This is a genomic window from Streptomyces sp. NPDC030840 (assembly GCF_055572015.1).
Window position 1 is genome coordinate 25,151 of the sequence record NZ_JBVIEE010000042.1, and the last position, 22,202, is coordinate 47,352.

Sequence of the window (22,202 nt, forward strand, 5' to 3'; positions counted from 1 at the left end):
CCCACATGACCAGCCCCACCGTCCCCGCCGTCCCCACCACCCGGGCCGAGCTGCGCGCAGCCCTCGCCGAGCCCCTGCCGCTCGACCGGGTGGACCTGGCCGACCTCGACAACTTCGCCGACGGCATCACCCCGTGGCGCATGTTCCACACCCTGCGCCACCAGGATCCGGTCCACTGGCAGCCCGAAGAGGCCCCCAACTCCGGCTTCTGGTCGGTGACCCGCCACGCCGACATCGCCACCGTCGACCGCGACCCGGACACCTTCACCTCCACGCGCTTCGTCAACCTCGAAGAACTCGACGACGACCAGATCAAGAAGCGCGCCTCCATCCTGGAGATGGACGGCGTCCGCCACCGGGCCCTGCGCAGCGTGATCCAGCGCCAGTTCGGAGCGAGCGTCATCAACAGCTACAGCGACTTCCTGCGCGGCCTGACCGCCAAGACGCTGGACGCGGCCCTCGCCAAGGGCACCTTCGACTTCGTCGCCGACGTCTCCGCCGACTTCCCCATCAACGTCCTGGCCCGGCTCCTCGACGTACCCCCGGAGGACAACCAGCAGCTCATCGACTGGGGCAACCGCATCATCGGCAACACCGACCCCGACTACGCGGACGTCCTGCTGCACAGCGCGGAGAGCGAGAAGTACCGCGACCTGCCGTTCCGCTCCCCCGCGTCGATCGAAGTCTTCGAGTACGGCAGGGAGCTGGCGCGGCAGCGGCGCGGCGGCGACGGTACGGACCTGGTCTCGAAGCTGGTCAACACCACGCCGCGCGACGGCATCCCGCTCTCGGCCGAGGACTTCGACAACTACTTCCTGCTCCTGGTGGTGGCCGGAAACGAGACCACCCGCCACACCATTTCCCACTCCATGCTGGCCCTCCTCCAGCACCCCGAGCAGCTCGCGAGGTTGAAGGATGACCCGTCCCTCATCCCGACCGCGGTCGAGGAGTTCCTGCGCTGGGCCTCCCCCGTCTACCACTTCCGCCGCACCGCCACCCGCGACGTCGAACTCGGCGGCAAGAAGGTCAAGGAAGGCGACAAGGTCGTCATGTGGTATGCCTCCGGCAACCGCGACGAGGAGGTCTTCGGCAACCCGTACGACTTCGACGTGGCCCGACAGAACAACGACCACGTGACCTTCGGCAAGGGCAGCCCCCACCTGTGCCTGGGCAACCTGCTGGCCCGCACCGAGATCCGCATCATGTTCGAGGAGCTCATCCCGCGCATCGCCGACATCAAGCTCGCCGGCGACGTCCCCCGGGTCCGCTCCAACTTCGTCAACGGCATCAAGCACCTGCCGGTCGAGGTCACCCTCGCCTGACCGCCGTCCGCAGCCGTCGACCGTCGGCCGCAGCCGTCCAGACGGCTGCGGCCATCCCTCACTTCTGCCCCTCAAACACGCCCGCCTTGAGGATCGCCACGATGACCACTCCCCGCATGCAGCTCGTCCTGAGCGAGAACTGGACCATGACCGCAGGCCGCGCGGACCTGCCGACCGTGGTCCGCTGGGCCCGCGAGGCCGAGGACGCCGGATTCGACTCCGTCATGATCAGCGAACACATCGTGCTCGGCCCGGACGCCGGCGCGAACGGTGTGATGGGCAACCCCCGCGACTACGCCCTGCCGGGCAACCAGGACCCCCACACCCCATGGCCCAACTCCCTCATGCTGCTCAGCGCGATCGCCGCCGTCACGGATCGCCTGCGCCTCGCCGCGTCGGCGGTTATCGCTCCCCTGCGGCACCCCCTGCTCCTGGCCCGCGAGCTCGGCACCCTCGACCTGCTCTCCGAGGGCCGACTGATGGTGCTGCCCAACGTCAGCTGGAGCCGCGACGAGTACGCGGCACTCAGTGTCCCGTTCTCCCGGCGCGGCAAGCTCCTCGACGAACACCTGGAGATCTGGGCCAAGCTGTGGGGCCCCTCCCCCGTGTCCCACGACAGCGAGTACTACACCTTCCGGGACGTCTACTTCGAGCCCAAGGCCTACCGCCCGGACGGCCCCCGGCTCTGCTTCGGCGGCGCGGGCATGCACGACGCGATGGTCCGCAGGATCGTCCGGTACGGCCACGCCTTCAACCCGCTGGGCAAGGTGACGCCCGAGCAGATGCAGACCTTGAAGACCGCGATGGCCGCCGCAGGCCGCGACATCGCCGACCTGGAGATGATCGGCGGCACCCGCGCCGTGTTCCCCGACGACCACTCCTGCGCCGACCTCGCCCAAGCCCTCGAACCCATCCCCGCGCAGATGGCCCAAGGATTCACCACCTTCTGCATCAAGCCCTCGCAGTTCACCGACGACCCGAACGCCGTGGGCGCCTTCTGCCGCGAGGTGATGCGCCGCGTGGAGTCGCTGACCGCCTGACGGCGTCGGCCGATGTGCCGCATCGCGGCCCGAGCAGCCCGCTGACGACGAACGGCACCGGGGGGGCGGAAGAACGAACCGAACGAGCCAAGGATCACAGCGTGACGACTCCCCGACGAAGCCGCCAGCACCCGTCCCTCCACTCCCACTGAAGCCACTCGAAACGATCCCCATCGCCTTCCCGATGTGTCCGGCCTGGTCGTCGGCATCCTCGGCGGAACCGGCCCACAGGGGCACGGCCTCGCCTACCGGCTCGCCGGCGCGGGCCAACAGGTCGTCATCGGGTCCGCCGCCCAGCAGGCTGCCGCGCCGTTGCCGGATTCCCGGGTGACCGCTGCGTTTCACCATCTCTCCGCCGTCACTCTGGAAGACCGTCAGATCGAGAAGATCGACACCGACGTGCTCGTCCTGGGCGACGAACGCGCGCCACCGACACCGTCCAGGCACTCGCCTCACCCGCGTCTTGCGAGTCCCGCTCCCATGTTTCGCCTCCGGTGACGTCCGACCTGCTGCTCCTGTTCCGAGAGGGCCTCCAGGACGTGTCGTATCTGGTTCAGCGCCTTGTGGTAGCCGGTGATTCGGTCGTCGAGTGGTCAGCTCGGCCGAATCCAGGTGCAGCACCGTGTCTGCCACGTCAGGCTCGCCGGGAGTTCGCGTGCAAACCCCGAAATCCCGTTGCCCGGTCAGGGCGCGTGGTTCCGGCGCCCTCGAGTCCGGTCGATCGCCAATGGCGTCAGCGCAGTTCGCGGAAGGTGGAGCGGAGGTCGTGGATCCAGGCTCCGGGATTCTCCCAGGGGCCGAAGTGACCGCCCGTTTCGTGCACGTTGACCGCGCGGATGTCGCCGTAGAAGCCGGTCCTGCCGACCAGCGCTGCACGCTCCTCGGGGGTGTGTGCGCCGGGCGGGTGAGCCTCACCGAGCAGGATCGTGAAGCCGGCTGGTGCCTCGATGGGCGGTGTGCGCTCGTGTGCAGGCGTCCAGGGGTAGAGATTCATGTTGCGGTAGGTCCGGATGGACGAGCCGATGGCCTGATTGGCCCAGTACAGGGTGGCGTTGGTGAGGATGTGGTCGACGGGGAAGATCTCGTCGAAGTCGGCGCGCCGGTCGCTCCACGTCCGCCACCGCTTCAGGAGCCAGGCGAGCATGCCCGCCGGGGAGTCCTGGAGGGCATGGGTGAGCGTCTGGCCGTCGAACATGTGGGTGACGACGTGCGAGACGTAGGTCTCGTGGAACTTGAGCACGTCCTGGCGCATCTGCGGCGAGAGACCATCGGTCGTCGGATAGCCGGCGGTCACGTCCCAGAACCGGTCGCCCTGGAACATGTTCAGCGGCATCTCGTCGTACAACTGGATGCCGTACAGGGAGTCCGCGTACTTGTGACCCAGCTGGGCTCCGATCAGGCTGCCTTGGTCGGCCCCGCCCACCGCGAACTTCTGGTAGCCGAGGACGCCGGTCATCAACTCATGGAAGCGGTCGGCCATGCTGACGAAGTTCTCCCGCTCGCTGGCGAGCGGCGTGGAGAAGGCGTATCCCGGCAAGGAGGCCACCACGACGTCGAAGGCGTCGGCGGGGTCGCCGCCGTAGGCGGCTGGATCGGCGAGCGGGCGGATCACCTTGCTCCAGTCCCAGAACGTCCAGGGCCAGCCGTGCAGGAGCAGAAGCGGGACGGGAGCCGGCCCTTTGCCCCGTTCACGCAGGAAGTGCACGGGGGTTCCCCCGACGTCGACGCGGTGGTGGGTGTAAGTGTTCAACTCCTTCTCCACGGCACGCCAGTCGAAGTCGTCGGCCCAGTACGAGACGAGGGGGCGCAGATAGGCCGTGGGAAGGCCGTAGATCTCACTCTCGTTGCCAGGGTCGGGGGCGAACCGGGTCGCCCTGAGCCTGGTCCGCAGATCGTCCAGGACCTCCTGGGGGATATGGACGGTGTACGGCTCGGGTTCGGTCGGCTGCGGGGCAGCGGTCATGGGCTGTCCTGTCTATTGATGTGGGTCTGAATGGGTCACTTTTAAGATCGGCGAGGCCCAGGGGGCCGGGGTGTGGCTGTCATGACTGTCCGAGCCGCTCGGCCGCTGTCAGGAGGAACCGGCAGTCAGGGAAGCCCGGCGCCGGAGAGGACGCCGCAGGTGGTCACGGTCTTGACCGGTCGCCGGGGCGACGATTCCTCACCCCGGCGACCGGTGCGCCGAGTCGGACAGCGGAGGTATGGGCGACGAGGTAGCGAGCGTGATGTGACGGTCCGGCATCGCGTTCTTCGGTGTGTCCGGTCGCCCCGCCAGGAGCCGGCTCACCCTTGCCGACTCGGCGACGGCTGCAGGCGCGGCCGCCTACTGGCCCGGCCTGCGCCGCCCTTGTGGCTGATCCAATTCGTCGGTGTGAAGGCCCAGCCTCCTCATGCTGGTCTCCCAGCCACGGACCGTCTGTTCCGCTGTCAGGCGGGCAGGACTTCGTCCACCCCGAGCCGCAGCTCCGACGGACCGCGCAGGTCGGGTGAGTCGCGGTAGGGCGGCGGGTCCTGGATCAGGCGGGGACCGACCAGGCGCCGGCTGAGCTCCCGGACCGCGATCTGGCCCTCCATCCGGCCGAGCGGGGCACCGAAGCAGAAGTGAGTGCCGCCGGCGAAGCTGAGATGGGCGTTGTCGGGGCGGGTGATGTCGAAGGTGTCCGGGTCGATGAAACGGCGCGGGTCACGGTTGGCCGCGGCGAGGTTCAGGATGACCGAGGCCCCCTTGGGGATCACCTGGTCACCGATCTGGATGTCGGCGGTGGCGGCCCGAGGCCGCATGTGCGCGGGCGGCTCCATCCGCAAGGCCTCCTCGACGGCGCCGTACGCGAGCGAGGGGTCGGCCTTCAGCCGGGCCAGCTGGTCCGGGTGGCGCAGCAGCAGAAGCATGCTGCTCGTGATGAGGTTGACGGTGGTCTCGTGGCCGGCGCCGAAGATCATGAGCGCGGTGCCGAGCAGTTCGTGGAGGTTCAGCGGGGCACCCGGGCCGTCGTCGTGGATCATCCGGGACAGCATGTCGTCCCCGGGGTTCTCACGGAGCCGCTCTACGTGCGTGCTCAGGTAGGCGATCGCCTTCTCCTGGTGGCGGTTGCGTGCCTCCAGCAGTTCGGCGTCGAACGGGTCGATCATGAATTCCCGTTCGACGTCGCCGAGGAGGGGGCTGAGGATGGTCGCCCCCTCCTCCAGGGGGATGCCCATCATGTGGCAGATCACCCGGACGGGGATGGGGTGGGAGAACTCCTCGACCAGGTCGAACTCGGCCCGACCCATCAGGTTGTCGAGGCGCTCGCGGACGAGCCGCTCCACCATCGGCCGGTAATCCTCCACACCGCCGGGGCGTGCGGGCGGGCCGAAGTGGCGCATGGTCAGCCCGCGCAGCCGGTCGTGCTCGGGGTTGTCGCGGATGATGAACGTCGGGGCCGTTCCGGGGGTCGGCACGTTGACGGTCATCCGGGTGCCGGGGGTCGCCTTGCCGATGTCCGAGGAGATGCGCGGGTCGCTCAGCAGCGCTTTCACGTCCTCGTACCGGCTGACGACATAGGTGCCGTCGTCCTGCACGGAGACGGCTTCCTTGCGCAGTTCGGCGTACAGGTCCCAGGGATGGGCGCGGCTGTCGGGGTGGAGGATCTGCTTGAACAGGGTGGATGCCATGAGGCCGTTCCTCACTTCCGGTAGGTGCGGGGCTTTGGGGGAGGAGTTGCTCAGCGGCCGACCGGGTGGACGGCGTGGGAGGTGTCGTCGTCGCAGGCGGAGAACCCTGCGGGGAACGGCGCGCCTTCGCGGACGAGGGATTCGTAATAGGGCAGATGGCGCCCGTTGTCGAAGGTGACCGCCGCGACAGTGCGGTCGCCGCGTCCGTACAGCACGCTGAAGGAAGCCTCGCCGAGCGCGCCCTGGACGACCTCGACGCGGTCGGCGATGCCGGGGTAACCGACGCCCTTGATGTTCACGCCGAACTGGCTGGACCAGAAGGACGGCAGGCCGGTGTGGGGGACCGGGTCCTGGCCATCCCGGCGGGTGATGTTGCGGGCGACTGTCTTGGCCTGGGTGAGGGCGTTGCTCCAGTGCTCCACCGACAGCAGGCGGCCGGGCAGGACGGGGTGCGGGGCGGACGCGACGTCGCCGGCCACGTACACGTCCGGCACGATCTCGCCCTGTTCGTCGAGGGCGCGGCAGTGGTCGTCGCACCGCACCCCGCCGGCGTCGGCGAGCACACCGGAGCCGTCGAGCCATTCGACGTTGCGCTGGGCTCCCAGGGCGACGACGGCGAGGTCCGCTTCGACGGTGGTGCCGTCGGACAGGCGGAGCTGTCGCAGCGCACCGGTGTCGTCGGCTTCGAAGCCCTGGACGGTGGTGGCCAGGTGCAGGTCGACGCCTTTGCCGCGGGCCAGGTCGGCGACCGCGGAGCCGACCAGGCTGCCCAAGGGCCCCTGCAAGGGGGTGTGCTGGGCTTCGACGAGGGTGACGTCCAGGCCGAGTTCGCGGCAGCCGGAGGCCAGTTCGCCGCCGAGGAAGCCGGCGCCGATCACGGCCACCCGGCGGGGTGGCAGGGCCAGGCGGCGCTGGAGTTCGGCGGCGTCGTCGCGGGTGCGGACGGTGAGGATGCCGGTGATGCCGTCGGCGGCGCCGCCGGGGAAGGGGCGGGCCCGGGTGCCGGTGGCGATCACGACGGTGTCGTAGCCGATGCTGCTGCCGTCCGCGAGGCGCACCAGGCGGCGGCCGGTGTCCAGGGCGACGGCTGCCGCCCCGAGGCGGAAGTCGGCGTCCAGGTTCTGGGTGACCGGCAGTTCCAGGCGGTCCGGGGGCAGCTTCTCGCCCACGCACGCCTTGGTCAGCGGCGGCCGGTCGTACGGGCGGTGCGGCTCGTCCCCGATGATCGTCAGCCGCCCGGCGAAGCCCGCCTCGCGCAGCGACTCAGCCGTCTTCAACCCGGCCAGCGACGCCCCGACCACCACCACGTGAGGGTCCTGGCGCGGGCTGGTCGCCGCCGGTGCGTCCGCGTCCTCGACACCGAGGGTGATGGCCTGGACGGGGCAGGCCACCTGGGCGCGCAGGACCTGTTCCCGCATCTCGTCGGGCGGGTTCGGCACATAGGTCAGGGCTTCGGTACCGTGCAGGGTGAAGGCGTCGGGGGCGGCGAACACACACTGCCCATAGCCCGCGCAGCGGTTCAGATCAACGCTGATCTTCATCGGGCACCCTCCCGCCCGGCCGCGAGCACCGGGAGCAGTACGCGGTCCACCAGCGACTCCAGGAACGCGTCGTCCAACTGCCCGTCGCCGACCAGGACATGGTCCAGCTCCACACCCCGGATCAGGTCCGCCACGAACACCGCGTCCACGTCCTCACCGACCTCCCCCCGCTCCCGGGCCCACTGAAGGACCGTCTCCGTCAGACGGGCGTAATGGACGCGGAACAACTCCTTGGCCATGCGCCCGACCTCGCTCCCGCTGGACGCGGCGACCAGCAGCCCAGCCGCGTACTGCGGCGAGAACGGCCGCTGTCTCTGGGCGAATGCCCGCAGGTTCCCCAGCAGATCACCCCGCAGCGACCCGGTGGCCACCACCTCGAACGGCTCGTCCACCGCCCGCACGGCCGCACGGCGCAGTGCCGCCGTCATCAATTCGTCCTTGCTCGCCCAGCGCCGGTACACCGTCTTCGTGCTGGCCCCGGCCCTGCGGCACACCTCGGTCAGGCTCAACCGCTCATAGCCCACCTCGGACAACAGCTCCAGCGCCGCGTCCAGCAAAGCGGCCTCACGCCGGGCATCCAACGGACGACCCGGTGATTTCCCCTGGCTCGACACAGTCATGGCTTCGACCTCACAGTTAGGAAACGACACGACACCGTTTCCAAAAGTAGAACCTCCATCACCCTTCACGTCAAGCGCCCGAACCGGCCTGCACGCACAGCCCATTGACAAGCAGACCCGGCGCGTGTTCTCTGGAGCCAATTAGGAAAGGCCATCACGTCGTTTCCTAGTCTTGGCTGGTTCAGCACACTCAGCGATGTCACTCAAACGCCCTACGACGAAGTAGGAGCCGGTTCATGACCCACTCTCCATCGGCAGCGATCGTCGGCATCGGATCCACGGAGTTCTCGAAAGCCTCCGGCCGCAGTGAGCTGCGGCTCGCACTCGAGGCCTGCACCCTCGCCCTGGCCGACGCCGGCATCGACCCCTCGGAGGTCGACGGACTCGTCACCATGACGATGGACGACAACGACGAGCCGGCCGTCGCCCACTACCTCGGACTCGACGCGCTGACCTTCTTCGCGCGCACCTCCGGTGGCGGCGGTGGCGGGCCGGGCACCCTCGCGCTGGCGTCGATGGCGCTCGCCACCGGCAGGGCGCGGACGGTCATCTGCTACCGGGCGATGAACGAGCGCTCGCAGGGACGGTTCGGGCAGCCGTCGCGCTACGCCGGCGACGGAGCGGCCACCGCCGCGGCGGTCACCATGTCGTGGGCCGCTCCCTTCGGCATGGTGACGCCGGCCGCGTTCTTCGCGCCGAGCTTCCGCCGCTATATGCACGAGTACGGCACGACCTCGGAGGACTTCGGCCGCCAGGCCGTCGTACAGCGCGCCTACGCGAACAAGAACCCCCAGGCCTTCTTCCACGACCGGCCGCTCACCCTGGACGACCATCAGGCGTCGCGGATGATCGCAGACCCGCTGCGGCTCTTCGACTGCTGTCAGGAGAGCGACGGCGGAGTCGCCCTGGTCCTCACCGCGCCGGACCGCGCGAAGGATCTGCGCCAACCACCCGTCGCCGTGCTCGGGGCGGCGATGGGAGTGGGCCCGCGGCAGTACGGAGTGTCTCCGCTCTACCGGGACGACCTCGCCGTCGCGGCCGAGACGCAGGTGATGGGCGACCAGTTGTGGGCCCAGTCCGGGCTCGGGCCCGGTGACATGGACGTCGCCATTCTCTACGACCACTTCAGTCCGGCGGTGCTGATGCAGCTGGAGGCACTCGGGTTCTGCGGCCTCGGCGAGGCCCCCGGTCTGGTCCGGGACGGCGGCACCGAGATCGACGGTGTGATCCCCACCAACACCAACGGCGGCCAGCTGTCCGAGGCGTACATCCACGGCTTCAACGGACTGGCCGAGGCGGTACGCCAGTTGCGCGGTACCGCCGTGAACCAGGTCACCGGCGCGGCCCACGCCGTCGTCACCGGCGGCTCGCACGCCCCCACCAGCGGAGTCGTCCTGGGACGGACGGCATGACCGGCGGGAAGGAGCCGGCCACGATGACCAAGGCCCCCACGGCGGGTCGCCCGCGCCCGGCGGCGAACCCCGACACCCGGTTCTTCTGGGACGCCGTCTTCGAACGCCGGCTGGCGGTTCAGCGCTGCTGCGCGTGCCGCGCGCTGCGCCACCCGCCCGGTCCCGCCTGCCCGCAGTGCCACTCGCTCGACTGGGAGGTCACCGACGTCAGCGGCCGCGGCACGCTCTACAGCTACACGGTCCTGCACCACCCTCCCGCACCCGGGTTCGACGGCCCCGCGGTCATCGCCGTCGTCGATCTGGAGGAGGGCGTCCGGATGGTCTCGAACGTCGTCGGGGTCGATCCGACGACGCTGACGATCGGTGAGGCGCTGGAGGTCTGCTTCGAGGAGTACGTGGGCTGGACGGTGCCGCAGTTCCGCCGCCCGGCAGCACGGGAAGCGGTCCGGTGAGCGCCGCGGTGGGCACGGACATCGCCGCGCTGCTGCTGCGTCTGACGGTGGGCGGCACGATGATCGCGCACGGCTGGAACCATGCGTTCGGCGGCGGGGGAATCGCGGGCACCGCCCGCTGGTTCGAGTCCATCCACGTACGCCCCGGCCGCCTCAACGCCCTCGTCGCCACCGCCACAGAACTCGGCGCCGGCCTGCTGCTCGTGCTCGGTCTGCTCACACCGCTGGCGGCCGCGGCCGTGGTCGGCACGATGCTAGTCGCGCTGGTGACGAACCACCTCCGCAACGGCTTCTTCATCTTCCGGCCGGGCGAGGGCTATGAGTACGTCCTCATGATCATCGCCGCCTCCTGCGCACTCGGCGCGCTGGGAGCCGGCAGTTGGTCCGTCGACCACCACGCCGACACGCACGTCGACGGTTGGGCCGGTCTCGCCCTCACGGCCGGCATCGGAGTCGCCGCGGGCGTGATGACCCTGGCGGCCTTCTGGCGCCCCGAACCACACAAAGGATGACAACGGTGACCGAACGAGATGTCGAGACCGGCAGCTTCCTGACCGGCGTCCGCGTGGTGGAGATCGCCGACGAACTCGGCGAGTACTGCGGGAAGGTCCTCGCCGGCCTCGGTGCGGACGTGATCAAGGTCGAACCCCTCGGCGGCGAACGCACCCGCAGGGTCGGGCCGTTCGTCGACGACCGGCCCGACCCCAACCGCAGTCTGCACTTCTGGCACTACAACTTCGGCAAGCGTGCGATCGTCCTAGACCTGGAAACCCCCGAGGGACGCGAGCAGTTCTCCCGGCTGGTGCGGACCGCCGACGTCCTGCTCGACACCCGGCACCGCGACTACCTCCGCGACCGGGGACTCGGCTACGAGGAGCTGCGCCGCACCCACCCCGGCCTGGTGTACGCCCGCATCAGCCCGTTCGGCGACACCGGCCCGTGGGCCGACTACGTGGGCAGTGATCTGATCCACCTGGCCCTGGGCGGCGTGGTCATGAACTGCGGGTACGACCCCGACCCGACCGGCACCTACGACACCCCGCCCGTGGCGCCCCAGATGTGGCACTCGTACCACATCACCGGGGAGATCATGGCCGCGCAGATCATGGTGGCACTCTGCTACCGGCTGGAGACGGGCGTGGGGCAGGAGCTGTCGTCGGCCGTGCACGAGGCCGTCTCCAAGAACACCGAGACCGATCTGCCGGACTGGATCTACAACAGGACGCCGCACGAGCGTCTGACCTGCCGTCACTCCTTCGGCCGACGGGAGGAGTCCGCCGCCTCCGGCACCGGCGCAGCCGCGACGACGCCAGGCATCTCGCGAACGAAGGACGGCCGCTGGGTCCTGCCGTACCGGACCTACCTGCCCGGTTTCACCTCCGGCGCGGCCACGATCGGACGCGTGCTCGCTCCCTACGGGATGGAGGGTGACCTCCTCGACCAGAAGTACGAAGACCCCGCCGTGTTCGCCAGGACGGAGACCAAGCACCACATCAACGCGGCCGTCGACCGGTTCGTCGCCGCCTTCACCTTCGACAAGGACCTGTGGAAGGAGGGCCAGGCCGCCGGGATGGCCTGGGCGCCCGTCCGCCGCCCCGAGGAGAACGCCGCCGACGAGCACTGGCGCGACCGCGGCGCCTTCATCGACGTGGAACACCCCGAGATCGGCAGGACCTTTACAGAGATCGGCGCGAAGTGGTACAGCCCCGGACTGCCGTGGCGCAACGGCCCTCGCGCGCCGCTCCTCGACGAGCACACCGCCGAGGTGCTCGCCAGCCTCGAAACCCTCTCCCCCACCCCGCGCCCCGACAAACCGGTGGGGACCGCGCCCGAGCCGGTGCTGAGCAAGCACGGAAAGCCCTTCGCGTTGGCCGGTGTCCGGGTCATCGACCTCAGCTGGTTCCTCGCCAGTGCGGGCGCCGGCCGGTTCCTGGCCGCCCATGGCGCCGAGGTGATCAAGGTCGAGCACCTGTCCCGCCTGGACGGGATGCGTCTGGGCCTCGGCATGCTGCCCGACGGCGGTCGGGCGGAGCGCGATCAGGCGCAGGCGCCGATCGTCCCGTCCCCGACGACCAGCGTGAACCGCAGCGGCGCCTTCATGGAGATCAACGCGGGCAAGCGGGGAATCAGCCTCAACCTCAAGGACCCCCGCGCCCTTGACCTCCTCAAAGAGCTGATCAAGGACGCCGACATGGTCGTCGAGGGCTTCTCCCCCGGGACCATGGAGCGGATGGGGCTGGGATACGAAGAGCTTCGCAAGCTCAATCCCGCGATCATCTACGTGCAGCAGTCCGGCATGGTCCAGCACGGGCGCTACCAGCGGCTGCGCGCCTTCGGGCCGACCGCACAGGCCATGTCCGGGATCTCTGACATGTCAGGATTGCCTGAGCCCTACGCACCGGCCGGCATCGGCTACTCCTACCTCGACTGGTTCGGCGCCTATCAGATGGCGACCGCGATGATCGCCGCCCTCCACCGCAAGCGCACCACCGGCGAGGGCTGCTGGATCGACTCCTCGCAGGTCGAGTGCGGTCTCTACCTGACCGGCACGGCCGTGCTCGACCACTCGGTCAACGGCCGGTCCTGGTCCCGCTACGGCAACCGGTCGCCGTACCTGCCGGCGGCTCCGCACGGCGTGTACCCGGCAGCGGGTGACGACCGGTGGGTCGCGATCGCCGCGTTCGACCAGGAGCAGTGGCTCGCCCTGACCCGGGTGCTCCGGGTGCCGGAGTGGGCCGCCGACCCCAAGCTGATCACGCCGGCGGACCGACTGGCGCACCAGGACCACCTCGACGCGCTGCTCACGGCGGCCACGGCGAAGTGGGAACCGTTCCAGCTCATGGCCGAACTCCAGGCCGCGCGGGTTCCGGCCGGGGTCTGCCAGACGGCCCAGGACCGCTACGAGACCGATCCCCAACTCGCCCACCTGGAATGGCTGGTGGAGGTCGAGCAGGCCGAGATGGGCAGCTGGCCGGTGAAGGAGGTCCCCGTCCGGTTCAGCGAGACACCCGCCTACATCGGCGGCCGGTACGACCGCAGCGGACCCGACTACGGCCAGGACAACGCCTACGTCTACGGCGAGTTGCTCGGCCTTTCACAGGACGAGATCGAGGACCTCTCCCGAGCGGGGGTGATCTGACACCGGACGCAGCCGCCCCCGCGCACCCGACCGACCGTCGAGAAAGGCACAGGCATGACCGTCACCGACGACATCAACAGTGAACTTCCGCTGGACCGGGATCATCCCCTGCTGGAATCGATCAAGGACATCAAGATCATCGATGTCGACACCCACTTGACCGAGCCCGGTGACCTGTGGACCTCCCGGGCACCGTCCAAGTACAAGGACCTCGTCCCGCGGGTCGTCCACGTCAAGAACTCCGAGCTCGCCAAGATGGGCGTGTTCCGCCCCAAGAACACCGAGGACTCCGAGACGTCCCCCGTCTGGATGGCCGGGGAGGACATCCCCCTCGGCTTCGCGGGCGGTGCCAGCGTCATCAACAAGTCCGGCCAGAAAGTCAGGGGGGCGGACTTCGTCCACTGGCCGCTCACCGAGGTCTCGCCGGCCGCGAGCCTGGTGGAGCCCCGCCTCACACTCATGGACGAGGTCGGCATCTGGGGTCAGATCCTCTACCCCAACGCGGTCGGGTTCGGCGGCCAGGCCATGGCCCAGATCCAGGACCCGGAACTGCGGCTGACGGTTCTGCGGATCTGGAACGACGCCATGGCCGAGATGCAGGAGCAGTCGGGCGGCCGGATCATGGGCCTCGGTATCACCCCGTGGTGGGACATCGACCTCGCCGTCGCCGAGGTCCAGCGCATCCACGACCTGGGACTGCACGGCATCAACACCAACGCAGACCCGCACAACCAGGGCCTGCCCGACCTCTCGGAGCCGTACTACGCGCCGTTCTGGGACGCCTGCGAGAGCCTCGACCTGTCCGTCAACTTCCACATCGGTGCGAGCGTCTCCCAGACCAGCTACGCCGGCAACAGCCCCTGGCCGTCCCTGGACTGGGACACGAAGATCGCTATGGGCTCGACGATGCTCTACATCTACAACGCCCGTGTCATCTCCAACATCATCTATTCGGGTCTGCTCGACCGCCACCCCGGCCTCAAGATCGTCTCCGTCGAGAGCGGTGTCGGGTGGATCCCGTTCATCCTCGACGCCCTGGACTACCAGGCCGTCGAGAACAACGTCGACCACCTGTCGATGAAGCCGTCGGACTACTTCCGCCGCAACATCTACGCCTGCTTCTGGTTCGAGTCCCAAGGCAACTTCCTGAACGACATCAGCCGCCTCGGGATCGACAACTGCATGTTCGAGACCGACTTCCCGCACCCGACCTGCCTCTACCCGCAGCCGCTCAACGGAATCGCCAAGGCGCTGGGCGAGAACAACGTGCCCTGGGAGGACCGGGTCAAGCTGCTCAGCGGCAACGCCGCCAAGGTCTACAACATCGACGTCCCCACCGACTGACCGATCACGACGGCCGGGCCGACACCGCCGTCGGCCCGGACCGGCACACCCATCGGGAGACATCACCTTGCCTACCTTCCAAAGGCTGTACATCGGGGGGGACTGGGTCGCCCCGGACTCCACGCAGATCCTCGACGTCATCTCTCCGAGTACCGAGGAATCCGTCGGATCGGCGCCGAGCGCGTCCCGAGCCGACCTCGACCGGGCGGTCACGGCAGCACGTGCCGCGTTCGACACCGGACCCTGGCCGCATCTGTCCCCGGCCGACCGGGCACAGCACCTGCGACGGCTGGCCGACGGTCTTCGCGCCCACGGCAGCCGGCTCAGCACCGTCATCACCGACGAGGCCGGCCTGCCCACCATGATGAGTACGGCCGACTCCTCCATCGGCCTCCTCACCTACTACGCCGATTTCATCGAGCGCTACGACTTCGCCGAACTCCGCGGGGGCGAGTACGCCGATGTCGTCGTGCGCAGCGAGCCGGTCGGGGTGGTGGCGGCGATCCTGCCGTGGAACTCACCGCTGGCCATCGCGTTCATGAAGCTGGCGCCCGCGCTGGCGGCGGGATGCACGGTCGTGCTGAAGGTCGATCCCCTGACGCCGCTGCACGCGTTCGTCCTGGGCGAGGTGCTGGAAGAGACCGGGTTCCCTCCGGGTGTGGTCAACATCCTGCCCGCGGAACGCGAGGTGAGCGCGGCCCTGGTCGCGCACCCCGGGATCGACAAGGTCAGCTTCACGGGCAGCACCGCCACGGGCGCCCGCGTCGCCGAGATCTGCGCTCGTGACCTGCGGCGCTACAGCCTCGAACTCGGCGGAAAGTCCGCGGCGATCGTCCTCGAGGACGCCGACCTGCCCACCGTGATACCGGGCCTGGCGGGTGCCGCGTGCCTGAACAACGGCGAGGCGTGCGTCCTGCAGAGCAGGGTGCTGGCTCCGCGCAGCCGCTACGACGAGGTGGTCGACGCGCTCAGCGACGCCATCGCCGCCATGCCGGTCGGCGACCCGCACGATCCGAAGACCGCCTTCGGCCCGCTGATCAGCGAACAGCACCGGGACAGGGTGGAGGACTACATCGCCAGCGGCATCTCCGAGGGCGCGCAAGCGGTCCTGGGCGGCGGCCGGCCCCAGGGGCTGTCCCGCGGCTGGTACGTGGAGCCGACCGTGCTGCGCAACGTCGACAACCGGATGCGGGTGGCCCGGGAGGAGATCTTCGGACCCGTCGTCTCGGTCATCCCCTACGACACCGAGAACGACGCCATCACGATCGCCAACGACACGCCCTACGGGCTCTCCGGAACGGTGTGGACCGCCGATCTCGCCCACGGCATGGAGATCGCCGCGCGGGTCCGGGCCGGGAACTACGGCGTCAACACCTTCGGCATGGAGAGCTGCGCGCCGTTCGGCGGCTTCAAGTCCTCCGGCGTCGGCCGGGAGAACGGCCCCGAAGGCTTCGCCCAGTTCATCGAGAAGAAAGCGGTGCATGTACCGAAGGGCACGCGCGTCAGCAGCGACGGGAGCAAGTCATGAAGGCAGCGGTGTTCACCCCTCCGGAAACCAAGCTCGCCATCGAGGAGGTCACGCTGGACAGACTCGGCCGACACGAGGTCCGGGTGACCGTCGAAGCGAGCGGAGTGTGCCGGAGCGATCTGTCGGTTCTCCGGGCGACGGCAGAGGCGGCAGGCCCGGCGGGGGCGCCGCCGATGATCCTCGGTCACGAGGGCGCGGGAGTCGTCACCGCCGTCGGAACCGACGTACGGCGGGTCAAGGTCGGCGACCGGGTCATCGCGTCGTTCGTCCCCGAGTGCGGTGAATGCTGGTACTGCGTGCGCGGTGAGTCCAACCACTGCGAGACGTACGGGGGCGACGGGGCCGGCCACGTCACCCGGTCCGACGGGTCGCGTCCGGTGGGGATGTCGGGGCTGGGCACGTTCGCCGAGGAGATGATCGTGCACGAGCACGCCGTCGTCCCGGTGCGCACCGATCTGCCGAGCGAGCAGCTCGCTCTCATCGGCTGCGGTGTGACCACCGGCGTGGGTGCCGCCCTGTGGACCGCCCAGGTCAAGCCGGGGGCGACCGTGGCGGTATTCGGCTGCGGCGGCGTGGGCCAGTTCGTGATGCAGGGCGCCCGGATCGCGGGCGCGGCGCGTGTCTTCGCCGTCGATCCGGTCCGGATGAAACGCGAGCACGCCCTGCAGGCCGGAGCCACCGACCTCGTCGACCCGAGCAGTGCCGACCCGGTGGAGCAGATCCGCGAGGCGACCGGCGGGCGCGGTGTCGACTACGCCTTCGAAGTGATCGGCAACCCAGATGTGATCATGCAGGCCTACGACGCGACCCGCCCCCGGGGGACCACGGTCGTCGTCGGCATGGCCGCGGCCGACGCCACGATCACCCTGCCGGCCGTGCCGCTGTTCCTCCAGGAGAAGCGCCTCATCGGCTCGTTCTACGGCTCCGTCCAGATCCGCCGGAACTTCGCCGACCTCGTCGCGCTGGCCGAGAGCAGACAGCTCGACATCGGGTCCGCGGTCTCCCGGCGGATCCGCCTCGACGAGGTCAACGACGCCTTCCGCGCGATGGAGGCGGGCGAGGTCATCCGCAGCGTCATCTGCTGACAGGCGCGTCCTGCGGCAGGGCGCTCCCCCGACCGGTGTGCGTGCGGCCGACGCCTATGCGGTGGACCGTGCGCACACCCCGAGCCATCACCGCCGGGGCGCGAGCACCGGGAGCAGCACGCGGTCCACCAGCGACTCCAGGAACGCGTCGTCCAACTGCCCGTCGGCGACCAGGACATGGTTCAACTCCACGCCCCGGATCAGGTCCGCCACGAACACCGCGTCCACGTCCCCTCCGATCTCCCCCCGCTCCCGGGCCCAGTCAAGGACCGTCTCCGTCAGACGGGTGTAATGGACACGGAACAGGTCCTTGGCCATCCGTCCGGCGTCGCTGCCGCTGGACGCGGCGACCAGCAGCCCGGCCGTGTACTGCGGGGTGAACTGCCGCTGCCTCTGGGCGAATGCCCGCAGGTTCTCCAGCAGATCACCCCGCAGAGACCCGGTGGCCACCACCTCGAACGGCTCATCCACCGACCGCACGACCGCACGGCGCAGCGCCGCCGCCATCAACTCGTCCTTGTTGGCCCACCGCCGGTACACCGTCTTCGTACTCGCCCCGGCCCTGCGGCACACCTCGGTCAGGCTCAACCGCTCGTAGCCCACCTCGGACAGCAGCTCCAGCGCCGCGTCCAGCAAAGCGGCCTCACGCCGAGCATCCAACGGACGACCCGGCGGCCTGCTCTCACTCACCGCGGCCATGCTTGTCCCCTTCGTCGTCTCCGCACTCATGTACAGCGTAAGAAACGACACACTACCTTTTCTTTCTCTGAACCGCCGAGCGTGAATTGCCGGCACCGAGCCGCGGATGCCTGAGCTGCTTGTAGACGTTGCCGAACGGATCGTCGTCCCCGTCACCGCGCTGGCGGGCCCGGACGCGGGCGAGCCGTGCGCGGACCCCTTCGCCTTGGAGGCCCTTGGACGCGTCCTGGTGACCTCCCTGGGATGGCGGCACGCTCTGTCACCACCGAATGCAGGACAGGGACGTTGGCTGGAGAGACCCGTTCCTGGCAGGCGGGGGGTCAGCCGGTTTGTTCCTGTGCAGGCGGTTGCCGCCGATCGGGGGGCGGCGTCGGGCGGTCAGTGCCAGTCCCGCGGCCATGACGATCGCGGCGACGCCGGGCAGCCCGACTGCGGTGGCCAGGCCACTGACTGCGCCCGAGAGGGCGAGGAGCACCAGCGGGCAGAGGAACACGCCGGCCTGCCCGTGATCAGCGTCCCCACTACCTACGCCGGCTCCGAGATGACCACCGTCTGGGGACTCACCGAGAGCGGACGCAAACAAACCGGCCGCGACCGGGCCGTCCTGCCCCGCAGCGTGGTCTACGACCCCGAACTCACCGTCGGTCTCCCCGTGGACGTGTCGGTGACCAGCGGCTTCAACGCCATCGCCCATGCCGTGGAGGCCCTGTACGCGCCCGACGCCTCGCCGATCGTGTCCCTGATGGCCGAGGAAGGGGTGCGCTCACTGGCCGCGTCCCTGCCGGCCATCGCCGCCGACGCCGGCGACGCGGCGGCCCGCACCGACGCGCTGCGCGGGGCGTGGCTGTGCGGGGCGTGTCTGGGAGCCACGACCATGTCACTGCACCACAAGCTCTGCCACATCCTCGGCGGCACCTTCGACCTGCCCCACGACGCCACCCACACGGTCCTTCTCCCGTACGTCGCCGCCTTCAACCTCCCCGCCGCACCGGCCGCCGACCAGGCCCTGCGCCGCGCGCTGGCCACGGACGACGTAGCGAAGCACCTCGCGCACACATCCGCCGACCTCGGCGCTCCCCGCTCACTGGCCGAACTCGGCCTCACGGAGCGCGACCTCGACGAGATCACCGCACAGGCACAGGCTCAGCCCTACGCCAACCCACGCTCCGTTACCGCCCAAGCCCTCCGCTCGCTCCTCATCCAGGCACTGAAAGACATCTCACGTGCCTAGGAAGTCAAGCCGCTGCGGCCAGATCCGCCGAGGAGGAGGTGAAGGCATGCTGTTCGTCGAAGTGCTGCCGGGTCTGCAGGCAGTGGTAGAGCTGGCCGATCATGCGGTTGAACAGGTGTCGCTGGGCCTGGGCATGCCAGTCTCCGCGGTCGCGCCGTCGCCGGTAGTGGTCAGCTGCTCCCGGGCGAGGCCGTGAGCGCGGCGAAGGCCCACTGATGGCCGGCGTTGGTCAGGCGGTTGTTCTTGATGTAGCGGCGTCCGACGAAGCGTTTCTTGCCCGAGGCACGGGTGATGGGGGCCGATTCTGCGTATGCCCTCAGCGCCCGGGCGTCGGCGAACCGCGCGCGGTCGTCACCGATCTCGGCGAGCACCCGGGCGCCGAGCTGGATGCCCATGCCGGGGAAGCTGAGCAGGATTCAGCGTCCGGGTGCCGACGAAAAGACGCCTCCATCGCCTCGGTGAGATCCTCGACAGCCTTGCAGGCCGCGTCTAACTGCCTGAGCAGCGCGAGCAGTTGCCGACCCATGGCCTCCTCGACGAGCGCGGGCTGGTGGGCCTGCTCGAACCGCAAGGCGGTCTTGAGGCGTTCGGCTTCGGCGTCGATGCCGCGGCTGCGGCCGGCTCGTTTGAGCGGCCCGCAGCTGCGGCAGGGTCATCCGGGCCGCCGCGCTCGGGGTCGGTGCCACGGCGATCACCGCGCGGGCCTCGGGCCGGGTCAGGCCGCCTTGCTTGCCGAGGAAGGCGTCCAGAGCGACCGGGTAATACTCGCGCAGCAGCGAGCGGATCTGGTTGGCGATCTGCTGGCGGGCCCAGACGGCGTCCTGCTGGGCGCGGGCCAGGACGGTGATGGCGCGGGCGAGGTCGCTGTCGTCGGGCAGTGGCCGGTGGGCGTGCATGTCGGTGCGCAGGATGTTGGCCAGGACCAGGGCGTCGCCGGGGTCGGACTTCTTGCGCGAGACGCCGTGACGGTCGCGGTAGCGGGCGGCGGCCAGCGGGTTGATGGCGAAGATCTTCCGCCTGCCGGTGCGCAGGACGCCACGAGCAGGCCGCTGGAGGTCTCGATGGCCACTGGTATCGGCGTCTCGGGGCTGTCGCCGTGCTCGGCGAGCAGGTTCAGCAGCAGCCGGTAGCCGGCGAGGTCGTCGCTGATGCGGCGCTTGGCCACCAGCTGGCCGTCTTGATCTACCAGGGCCACATCGTGGTGCGACTCGGCCCAGTCGATCCTGCAGAACACGCTCAAGCCGTTCCCCTCTCATTGTGCGTTTGCGCAGGTGACAAGCCCGTGCGGGCCACGCGGCGACCTAATCCCAGGACTCGACGGTCCGCCATCTCACCAGCCGTTCGCGACACCAGCGCACCGCGCGGGCCCCGGTCTCGATCAGAGCTCGAACGGCTCGCGGAGTTCGCGGGGGTCACCGTGCGGAGGGCTTGCACCACGACGATCAACGTTCGGCACAGGCCGGTGGGTTTCGCAGCGGCCCGAAGACACCGGGCGCCACCGGTCTTTCAGAAGGTCTCAGAGGACCAGGAACCCAGAGGGGTCAGCCTGTGCCCACGAGGCCGCCGCAAAACCGCACCACATCAACAGTCCGGGCCGCCCCTGACGGAGCCAACCGGAACCGCCTACTCAAGGATTAGGAACCCTCGTTCAGTCCCACTGACCCCATCGAACGGTGATGGCCGATCGGCTCGACGTCCTCTGCCGTTCGGCGGGGGCGGGTCCGGAAGCTCGGCAGACGCGTCAGGGCGTGCGGACTATGCATGCTCCCATCGACAACACAACGTTTTTGGAGGCACCATGCGCACTCGCACAGCCGCCTGCGTCGTACTGCTCGCGATCACCGCCTTCACCACCGGCTGTGGAAGCTCCGAGAGCACCAGCAAACCGAGCAAGCCCAGCAGCACCCCGACCATCGCCGGCACCACACCGGCATCCGCCAGCGCCGAAGACCTGAAGGCCTGTGCGAAGGCCATCAAGGCCGCAATCGAAGCGGACTCCGAGGAAGAGGAGTTGAAGAAGACCGCTGAGTGCGACGGCCTCAGTGAGAGCGACTACGAGAAGGCCACGGATGGACTCCTCGAGGGCATGAAAGGCTGAGACCCACTCCAGGACGCCATCGACGAAGCCTCCACGACCGCCCCAGCCCTGGCCGGCCCCGACGAGGCCGTGGACGAGCCGGACCGACCGTCGCGGGCTGAAGGCCCCTGCGTCGCCCACACCTTCCGTTCTAGTGGTCGTCGCAACACCCCGGTTCAGGGGATGCGACGGACTTCGAGATTCGGAAGGGTACGGAGCCCTCAGGGCCGCAAGAAGCTCACTGCTGAGCGAGCTGCATACTTCCAGCTCATGCAGCAGGGCGTGAGCAACGAGGACGCGTGCCGAATCGTCGGGGTGAACTCGAAGACCGGCAGGCGCTGGCGCAACGGACGCAGACCGTCCGGCCGGAACACGGCGGCATCACCGGTTCATCCGGTGGTGCCGCCGTCCGCTTCTTCGTCGCGATGGTGGCAGGAGGAGGGCGTCTTCGACCGGCTCAACAGTCTCCTTCGCCGCCAAGTCCGCGGGCAGGAAGGCCGCGAGGTCGAACCCAGCGCATGCGTCATCGACTCGCAGAGCATCAAGACGTCCACCAACGTTCCCGCAGCCGGCCAAGGCATCGATGCGGGCAATAAGATCGTGGGCCGCAAGCGGAGCATCGTCATCGACACCGTCGGCCTGCTGCTGGCGGTGCTGGTCACGGCCGCGAGCGTGCAGGACTCCGCCCGCCGGCCAGGCCCTCATCGAGAAGGTAGCCACCGAGCATCCCACCGTCCGCAAGACCTGGGTCGACGGCGGCTACCGCAAGCACCTCGTCGAGCACGCAGCGACCCTCGGCATCGACATGCACATCGTCTGCCGCGACCCCGCCCCCAGAGGCTTCACCGTCCTGCCCCGGCGGTGGACCGTCGAGAGAACGCTGGGCTGACTCATGAACCACCGCCGCCTGGCCCGCGATTACGAAGCCCACCCCCGGGATGAAACAACGGAAGAAAACACCCTCTAAGAGGTCGTTTTCACCTAAGTTGCCCGTTTATCGGATGAATCCGCAGGTGGTGGATGACGGTACAGGCGGGGGCGTAGAGGCCGTCGATGCCGGC

15 protein-coding genes and 5 pseudogenes are annotated in these 22,202 nt (G+C 69.2%); 14 read left to right on the forward strand and 6 right to left on the reverse strand.

The annotated features are described in order from the left end of the window. Positions 1-5 precede the first annotated feature (5 nt). The 3 genes and pseudogenes from ACZ49J_RS44945 to ACZ49J_RS44955 all read left to right on the forward strand — a co-directional run. Positions 6-1,322 carry a cytochrome P450 gene (locus tag ACZ49J_RS44945; RefSeq protein ID WP_467457598.1) on the forward strand — a complete coding sequence of 439 codons (1,317 nt, stop codon included), beginning with the start codon at positions 6-8 and terminating at the stop codon, positions 1,320-1,322. 101 nt (positions 1,323-1,423) lie between these two features. Further along, entirely contained in the window at positions 1,424-2,362 is a 939-nt protein-coding gene (locus ACZ49J_RS44950) for a TIGR03619 family F420-dependent LLM class oxidoreductase (RefSeq protein WP_467457596.1), read from the forward strand. A 186-nt stretch (positions 2,363-2,548) separates the two neighbouring features. Continuing rightward, a pseudogene (locus tag ACZ49J_RS44955) lies at positions 2,549-2,788 on the forward strand (NAD(P)-binding domain-containing protein); the annotation flags it as partial. 307 nt (positions 2,789-3,095) lie between these two features. Here ACZ49J_RS44955 and ACZ49J_RS44960 read toward each other — a convergent pair. The 4 genes from ACZ49J_RS44960 to ACZ49J_RS44975 all read right to left on the reverse strand — a co-directional run bounded on the left by ACZ49J_RS44960 (position 3,096) and on the right by ACZ49J_RS44975 (position 8,174). Further along, a complete protein-coding gene (locus ACZ49J_RS44960) occupies positions 3,096-4,325 on the reverse strand; it encodes an epoxide hydrolase family protein (protein ID WP_467457595.1) in 1,230 nt (409 codons plus the stop codon). A 464-nt stretch (positions 4,326-4,789) separates the two neighbouring features. Continuing rightward, the gene (locus ACZ49J_RS44965) at positions 4,790-6,013 is read right to left on the reverse strand and encodes a cytochrome P450 (RefSeq protein WP_467457594.1); all 1,224 of its coding nucleotides are present in this window, start codon (positions 6,011-6,013) and stop codon (positions 4,790-4,792) included. A 50-nt stretch (positions 6,014-6,063) separates the two neighbouring features. After that, positions 6,064-7,554: an FAD-dependent oxidoreductase gene (locus tag ACZ49J_RS44970; protein ID WP_467457593.1), complete on the reverse strand. Its 1,491-nt coding sequence runs from the start codon at positions 7,552-7,554 to the stop codon at positions 6,064-6,066. Further along, positions 7,551-8,174 (reverse strand): TetR/AcrR family transcriptional regulator, encoded by a 624-nt coding sequence (locus ACZ49J_RS44975; protein ID WP_467457592.1) that lies wholly within the window; start codon positions 8,172-8,174, stop codon positions 7,551-7,553. The genes ACZ49J_RS44970 and ACZ49J_RS44975 overlap by 4 nt, the downstream gene beginning before the upstream one ends. Positions 8,175-8,410: 236 nt before the next feature. On the opposite strand from ACZ49J_RS44975, the gene ACZ49J_RS44980 reads away from it, so the two are divergent. The 7 genes from ACZ49J_RS44980 to ACZ49J_RS45010 all read left to right on the forward strand — a co-directional run bounded on the left by ACZ49J_RS44980 (position 8,411) and on the right by ACZ49J_RS45010 (position 17,134). Continuing rightward, entirely contained in the window at positions 8,411-9,586 is a 1,176-nt protein-coding gene (locus ACZ49J_RS44980; RefSeq protein ID WP_467457590.1) for a thiolase C-terminal domain-containing protein, read from the forward strand. Positions 9,587-9,609: 23 nt separating this feature from the next. Beyond that, positions 9,610-10,038, forward strand: a complete 429-nt coding sequence (locus tag ACZ49J_RS44985) for a Zn-ribbon domain-containing OB-fold protein (protein WP_467457588.1) — start codon at positions 9,610-9,612, stop codon at positions 10,036-10,038. Next, positions 10,035-10,550 carry a DoxX family protein gene (locus ACZ49J_RS44990; protein WP_467457587.1) on the forward strand — a complete coding sequence of 172 codons (516 nt, stop codon included), beginning with the start codon at positions 10,035-10,037 and terminating at the stop codon, positions 10,548-10,550. Before ACZ49J_RS44985 ends, ACZ49J_RS44990 begins: the two co-directional genes overlap by 4 nt. Before the next feature lie 5 nt (positions 10,551-10,555). Beyond that, positions 10,556-13,177, forward strand: a complete 2,622-nt coding sequence (locus ACZ49J_RS44995; RefSeq protein WP_467457586.1) for a CaiB/BaiF CoA transferase family protein — start codon at positions 10,556-10,558, stop codon at positions 13,175-13,177. A gap of 54 nt (positions 13,178-13,231) precedes the next feature. After that, complete coding sequence (locus ACZ49J_RS45000; protein WP_467457585.1) at positions 13,232-14,521, forward strand: amidohydrolase family protein; 1,290 nt, start codon at positions 13,232-13,234, stop codon at positions 14,519-14,521. Positions 14,522-14,588: 67 nt separating this feature from the next. Beyond that, complete coding sequence (locus ACZ49J_RS45005) at positions 14,589-16,049, forward strand: aldehyde dehydrogenase (RefSeq protein WP_467457584.1); 1,461 nt, start codon at positions 14,589-14,591, stop codon at positions 16,047-16,049. Next, positions 16,046-17,134: a Zn-dependent alcohol dehydrogenase gene (locus tag ACZ49J_RS45010; RefSeq protein ID WP_467457583.1), complete on the forward strand. Its 1,089-nt coding sequence runs from the start codon at positions 16,046-16,048 to the stop codon at positions 17,132-17,134. Before ACZ49J_RS45005 ends, ACZ49J_RS45010 begins: the two co-directional genes overlap by 4 nt. Before the next feature lie 87 nt (positions 17,135-17,221). On the opposite strand, the gene ACZ49J_RS45015 is transcribed toward ACZ49J_RS45010, so the two are convergent. Then, on the reverse strand, positions 17,222-17,833 hold the full coding sequence (locus ACZ49J_RS45015; protein ID WP_467457582.1) for a TetR/AcrR family transcriptional regulator: 612 nt from the start codon (positions 17,831-17,833) through the stop codon (positions 17,222-17,224). A gap of 496 nt (positions 17,834-18,329) precedes the next feature. On the opposite strand from ACZ49J_RS45015, the pseudogene ACZ49J_RS45020 reads away from it, so the two are divergent. Further along, a pseudogene (locus ACZ49J_RS45020) lies at positions 18,330-19,064 on the forward strand (dehydroquinate synthase/iron-containing alcohol dehydrogenase family protein); the annotation flags it as partial. A 4-nt stretch (positions 19,065-19,068) separates the two neighbouring features. Here the strand turns inward: ACZ49J_RS45020 and ACZ49J_RS45025 are convergent. Next, positions 19,069-20,304: pseudogene (locus ACZ49J_RS45025) on the reverse strand (IS110 family RNA-guided transposase). Positions 20,305-20,862: 558 nt separating this feature from the next. Here ACZ49J_RS45025 and ACZ49J_RS45030 point away from each other — a divergent pair. The 3 genes and pseudogenes from ACZ49J_RS45030 to ACZ49J_RS45040 all read left to right on the forward strand — a co-directional run. Then, on the forward strand, positions 20,863-21,162 hold the full coding sequence (locus tag ACZ49J_RS45030; protein ID WP_467457580.1) for a hypothetical protein: 300 nt from the start codon (positions 20,863-20,865) through the stop codon (positions 21,160-21,162). Positions 21,163-21,324: 162 nt separating this feature from the next. Then, positions 21,325-21,574 (forward strand): annotated as a pseudogene (locus tag ACZ49J_RS45035) (hypothetical protein); the annotation flags it as partial. Next, positions 21,571-22,027 (forward strand): annotated as a pseudogene (locus tag ACZ49J_RS45040) (transposase); the annotation flags it as partial. The pseudogenes ACZ49J_RS45035 and ACZ49J_RS45040, both read left to right, overlap by 4 nt. Positions 22,028-22,202: the final 175 nt, after the last annotated feature.

What these genes read in the sequence shown, in the direction of transcription:
- ACZ49J_RS44945 (WP_467457598.1), top strand. Translation starts at nt 6, where the DNA reads ATGACCAGCCCCACCGTCCCCGCCGTCCCCACCACCCGGGCCGAGCTG.
- ACZ49J_RS44950 (WP_467457596.1), top strand. Translation starts at nt 1,424, where the DNA reads ATGACCACTCCCCGCATGCAGCTCGTCCTGAGCGAGAACTGGACCATG.
- ACZ49J_RS44960 (WP_467457595.1), bottom strand. Translation starts at nt 4,325, where the DNA reads ATGACCGCTGCCCCGCAGCCGACCGAACCCGAGCCGTACACCGTCCAT.
- ACZ49J_RS44965 (WP_467457594.1), bottom strand. Translation starts at nt 6,013, where the DNA reads ATGGCATCCACCCTGTTCAAGCAGATCCTCCACCCCGACAGCCGCGCC.
- ACZ49J_RS44970 (WP_467457593.1), bottom strand. Translation starts at nt 7,554, where the DNA reads ATGAAGATCAGCGTTGATCTGAACCGCTGCGCGGGCTATGGGCAGTGT.
- ACZ49J_RS44975 (WP_467457592.1), bottom strand. Translation starts at nt 8,174, where the DNA reads ATGACTGTGTCGAGCCAGGGGAAATCACCGGGTCGTCCGTTGGATGCC.
- ACZ49J_RS44980 (WP_467457590.1), top strand. Translation starts at nt 8,411, where the DNA reads ATGACCCACTCTCCATCGGCAGCGATCGTCGGCATCGGATCCACGGAG.
- ACZ49J_RS44985 (WP_467457588.1), top strand. Translation starts at nt 9,610, where the DNA reads ATGACCAAGGCCCCCACGGCGGGTCGCCCGCGCCCGGCGGCGAACCCC.
- ACZ49J_RS45000 (WP_467457585.1), top strand. Translation starts at nt 13,232, where the DNA reads ATGACCGTCACCGACGACATCAACAGTGAACTTCCGCTGGACCGGGAT.
- ACZ49J_RS45010 (WP_467457583.1), top strand. Translation starts at nt 16,046, where the DNA reads ATGAAGGCAGCGGTGTTCACCCCTCCGGAAACCAAGCTCGCCATCGAG.
- ACZ49J_RS45015 (WP_467457582.1), bottom strand. Translation starts at nt 17,833, where the DNA reads ATGGCCGCGGTGAGTGAGAGCAGGCCGCCGGGTCGTCCGTTGGATGCT.
- ACZ49J_RS45030 (WP_467457580.1), top strand. Translation starts at nt 20,863, where the DNA reads ATGCGCACTCGCACAGCCGCCTGCGTCGTACTGCTCGCGATCACCGCC.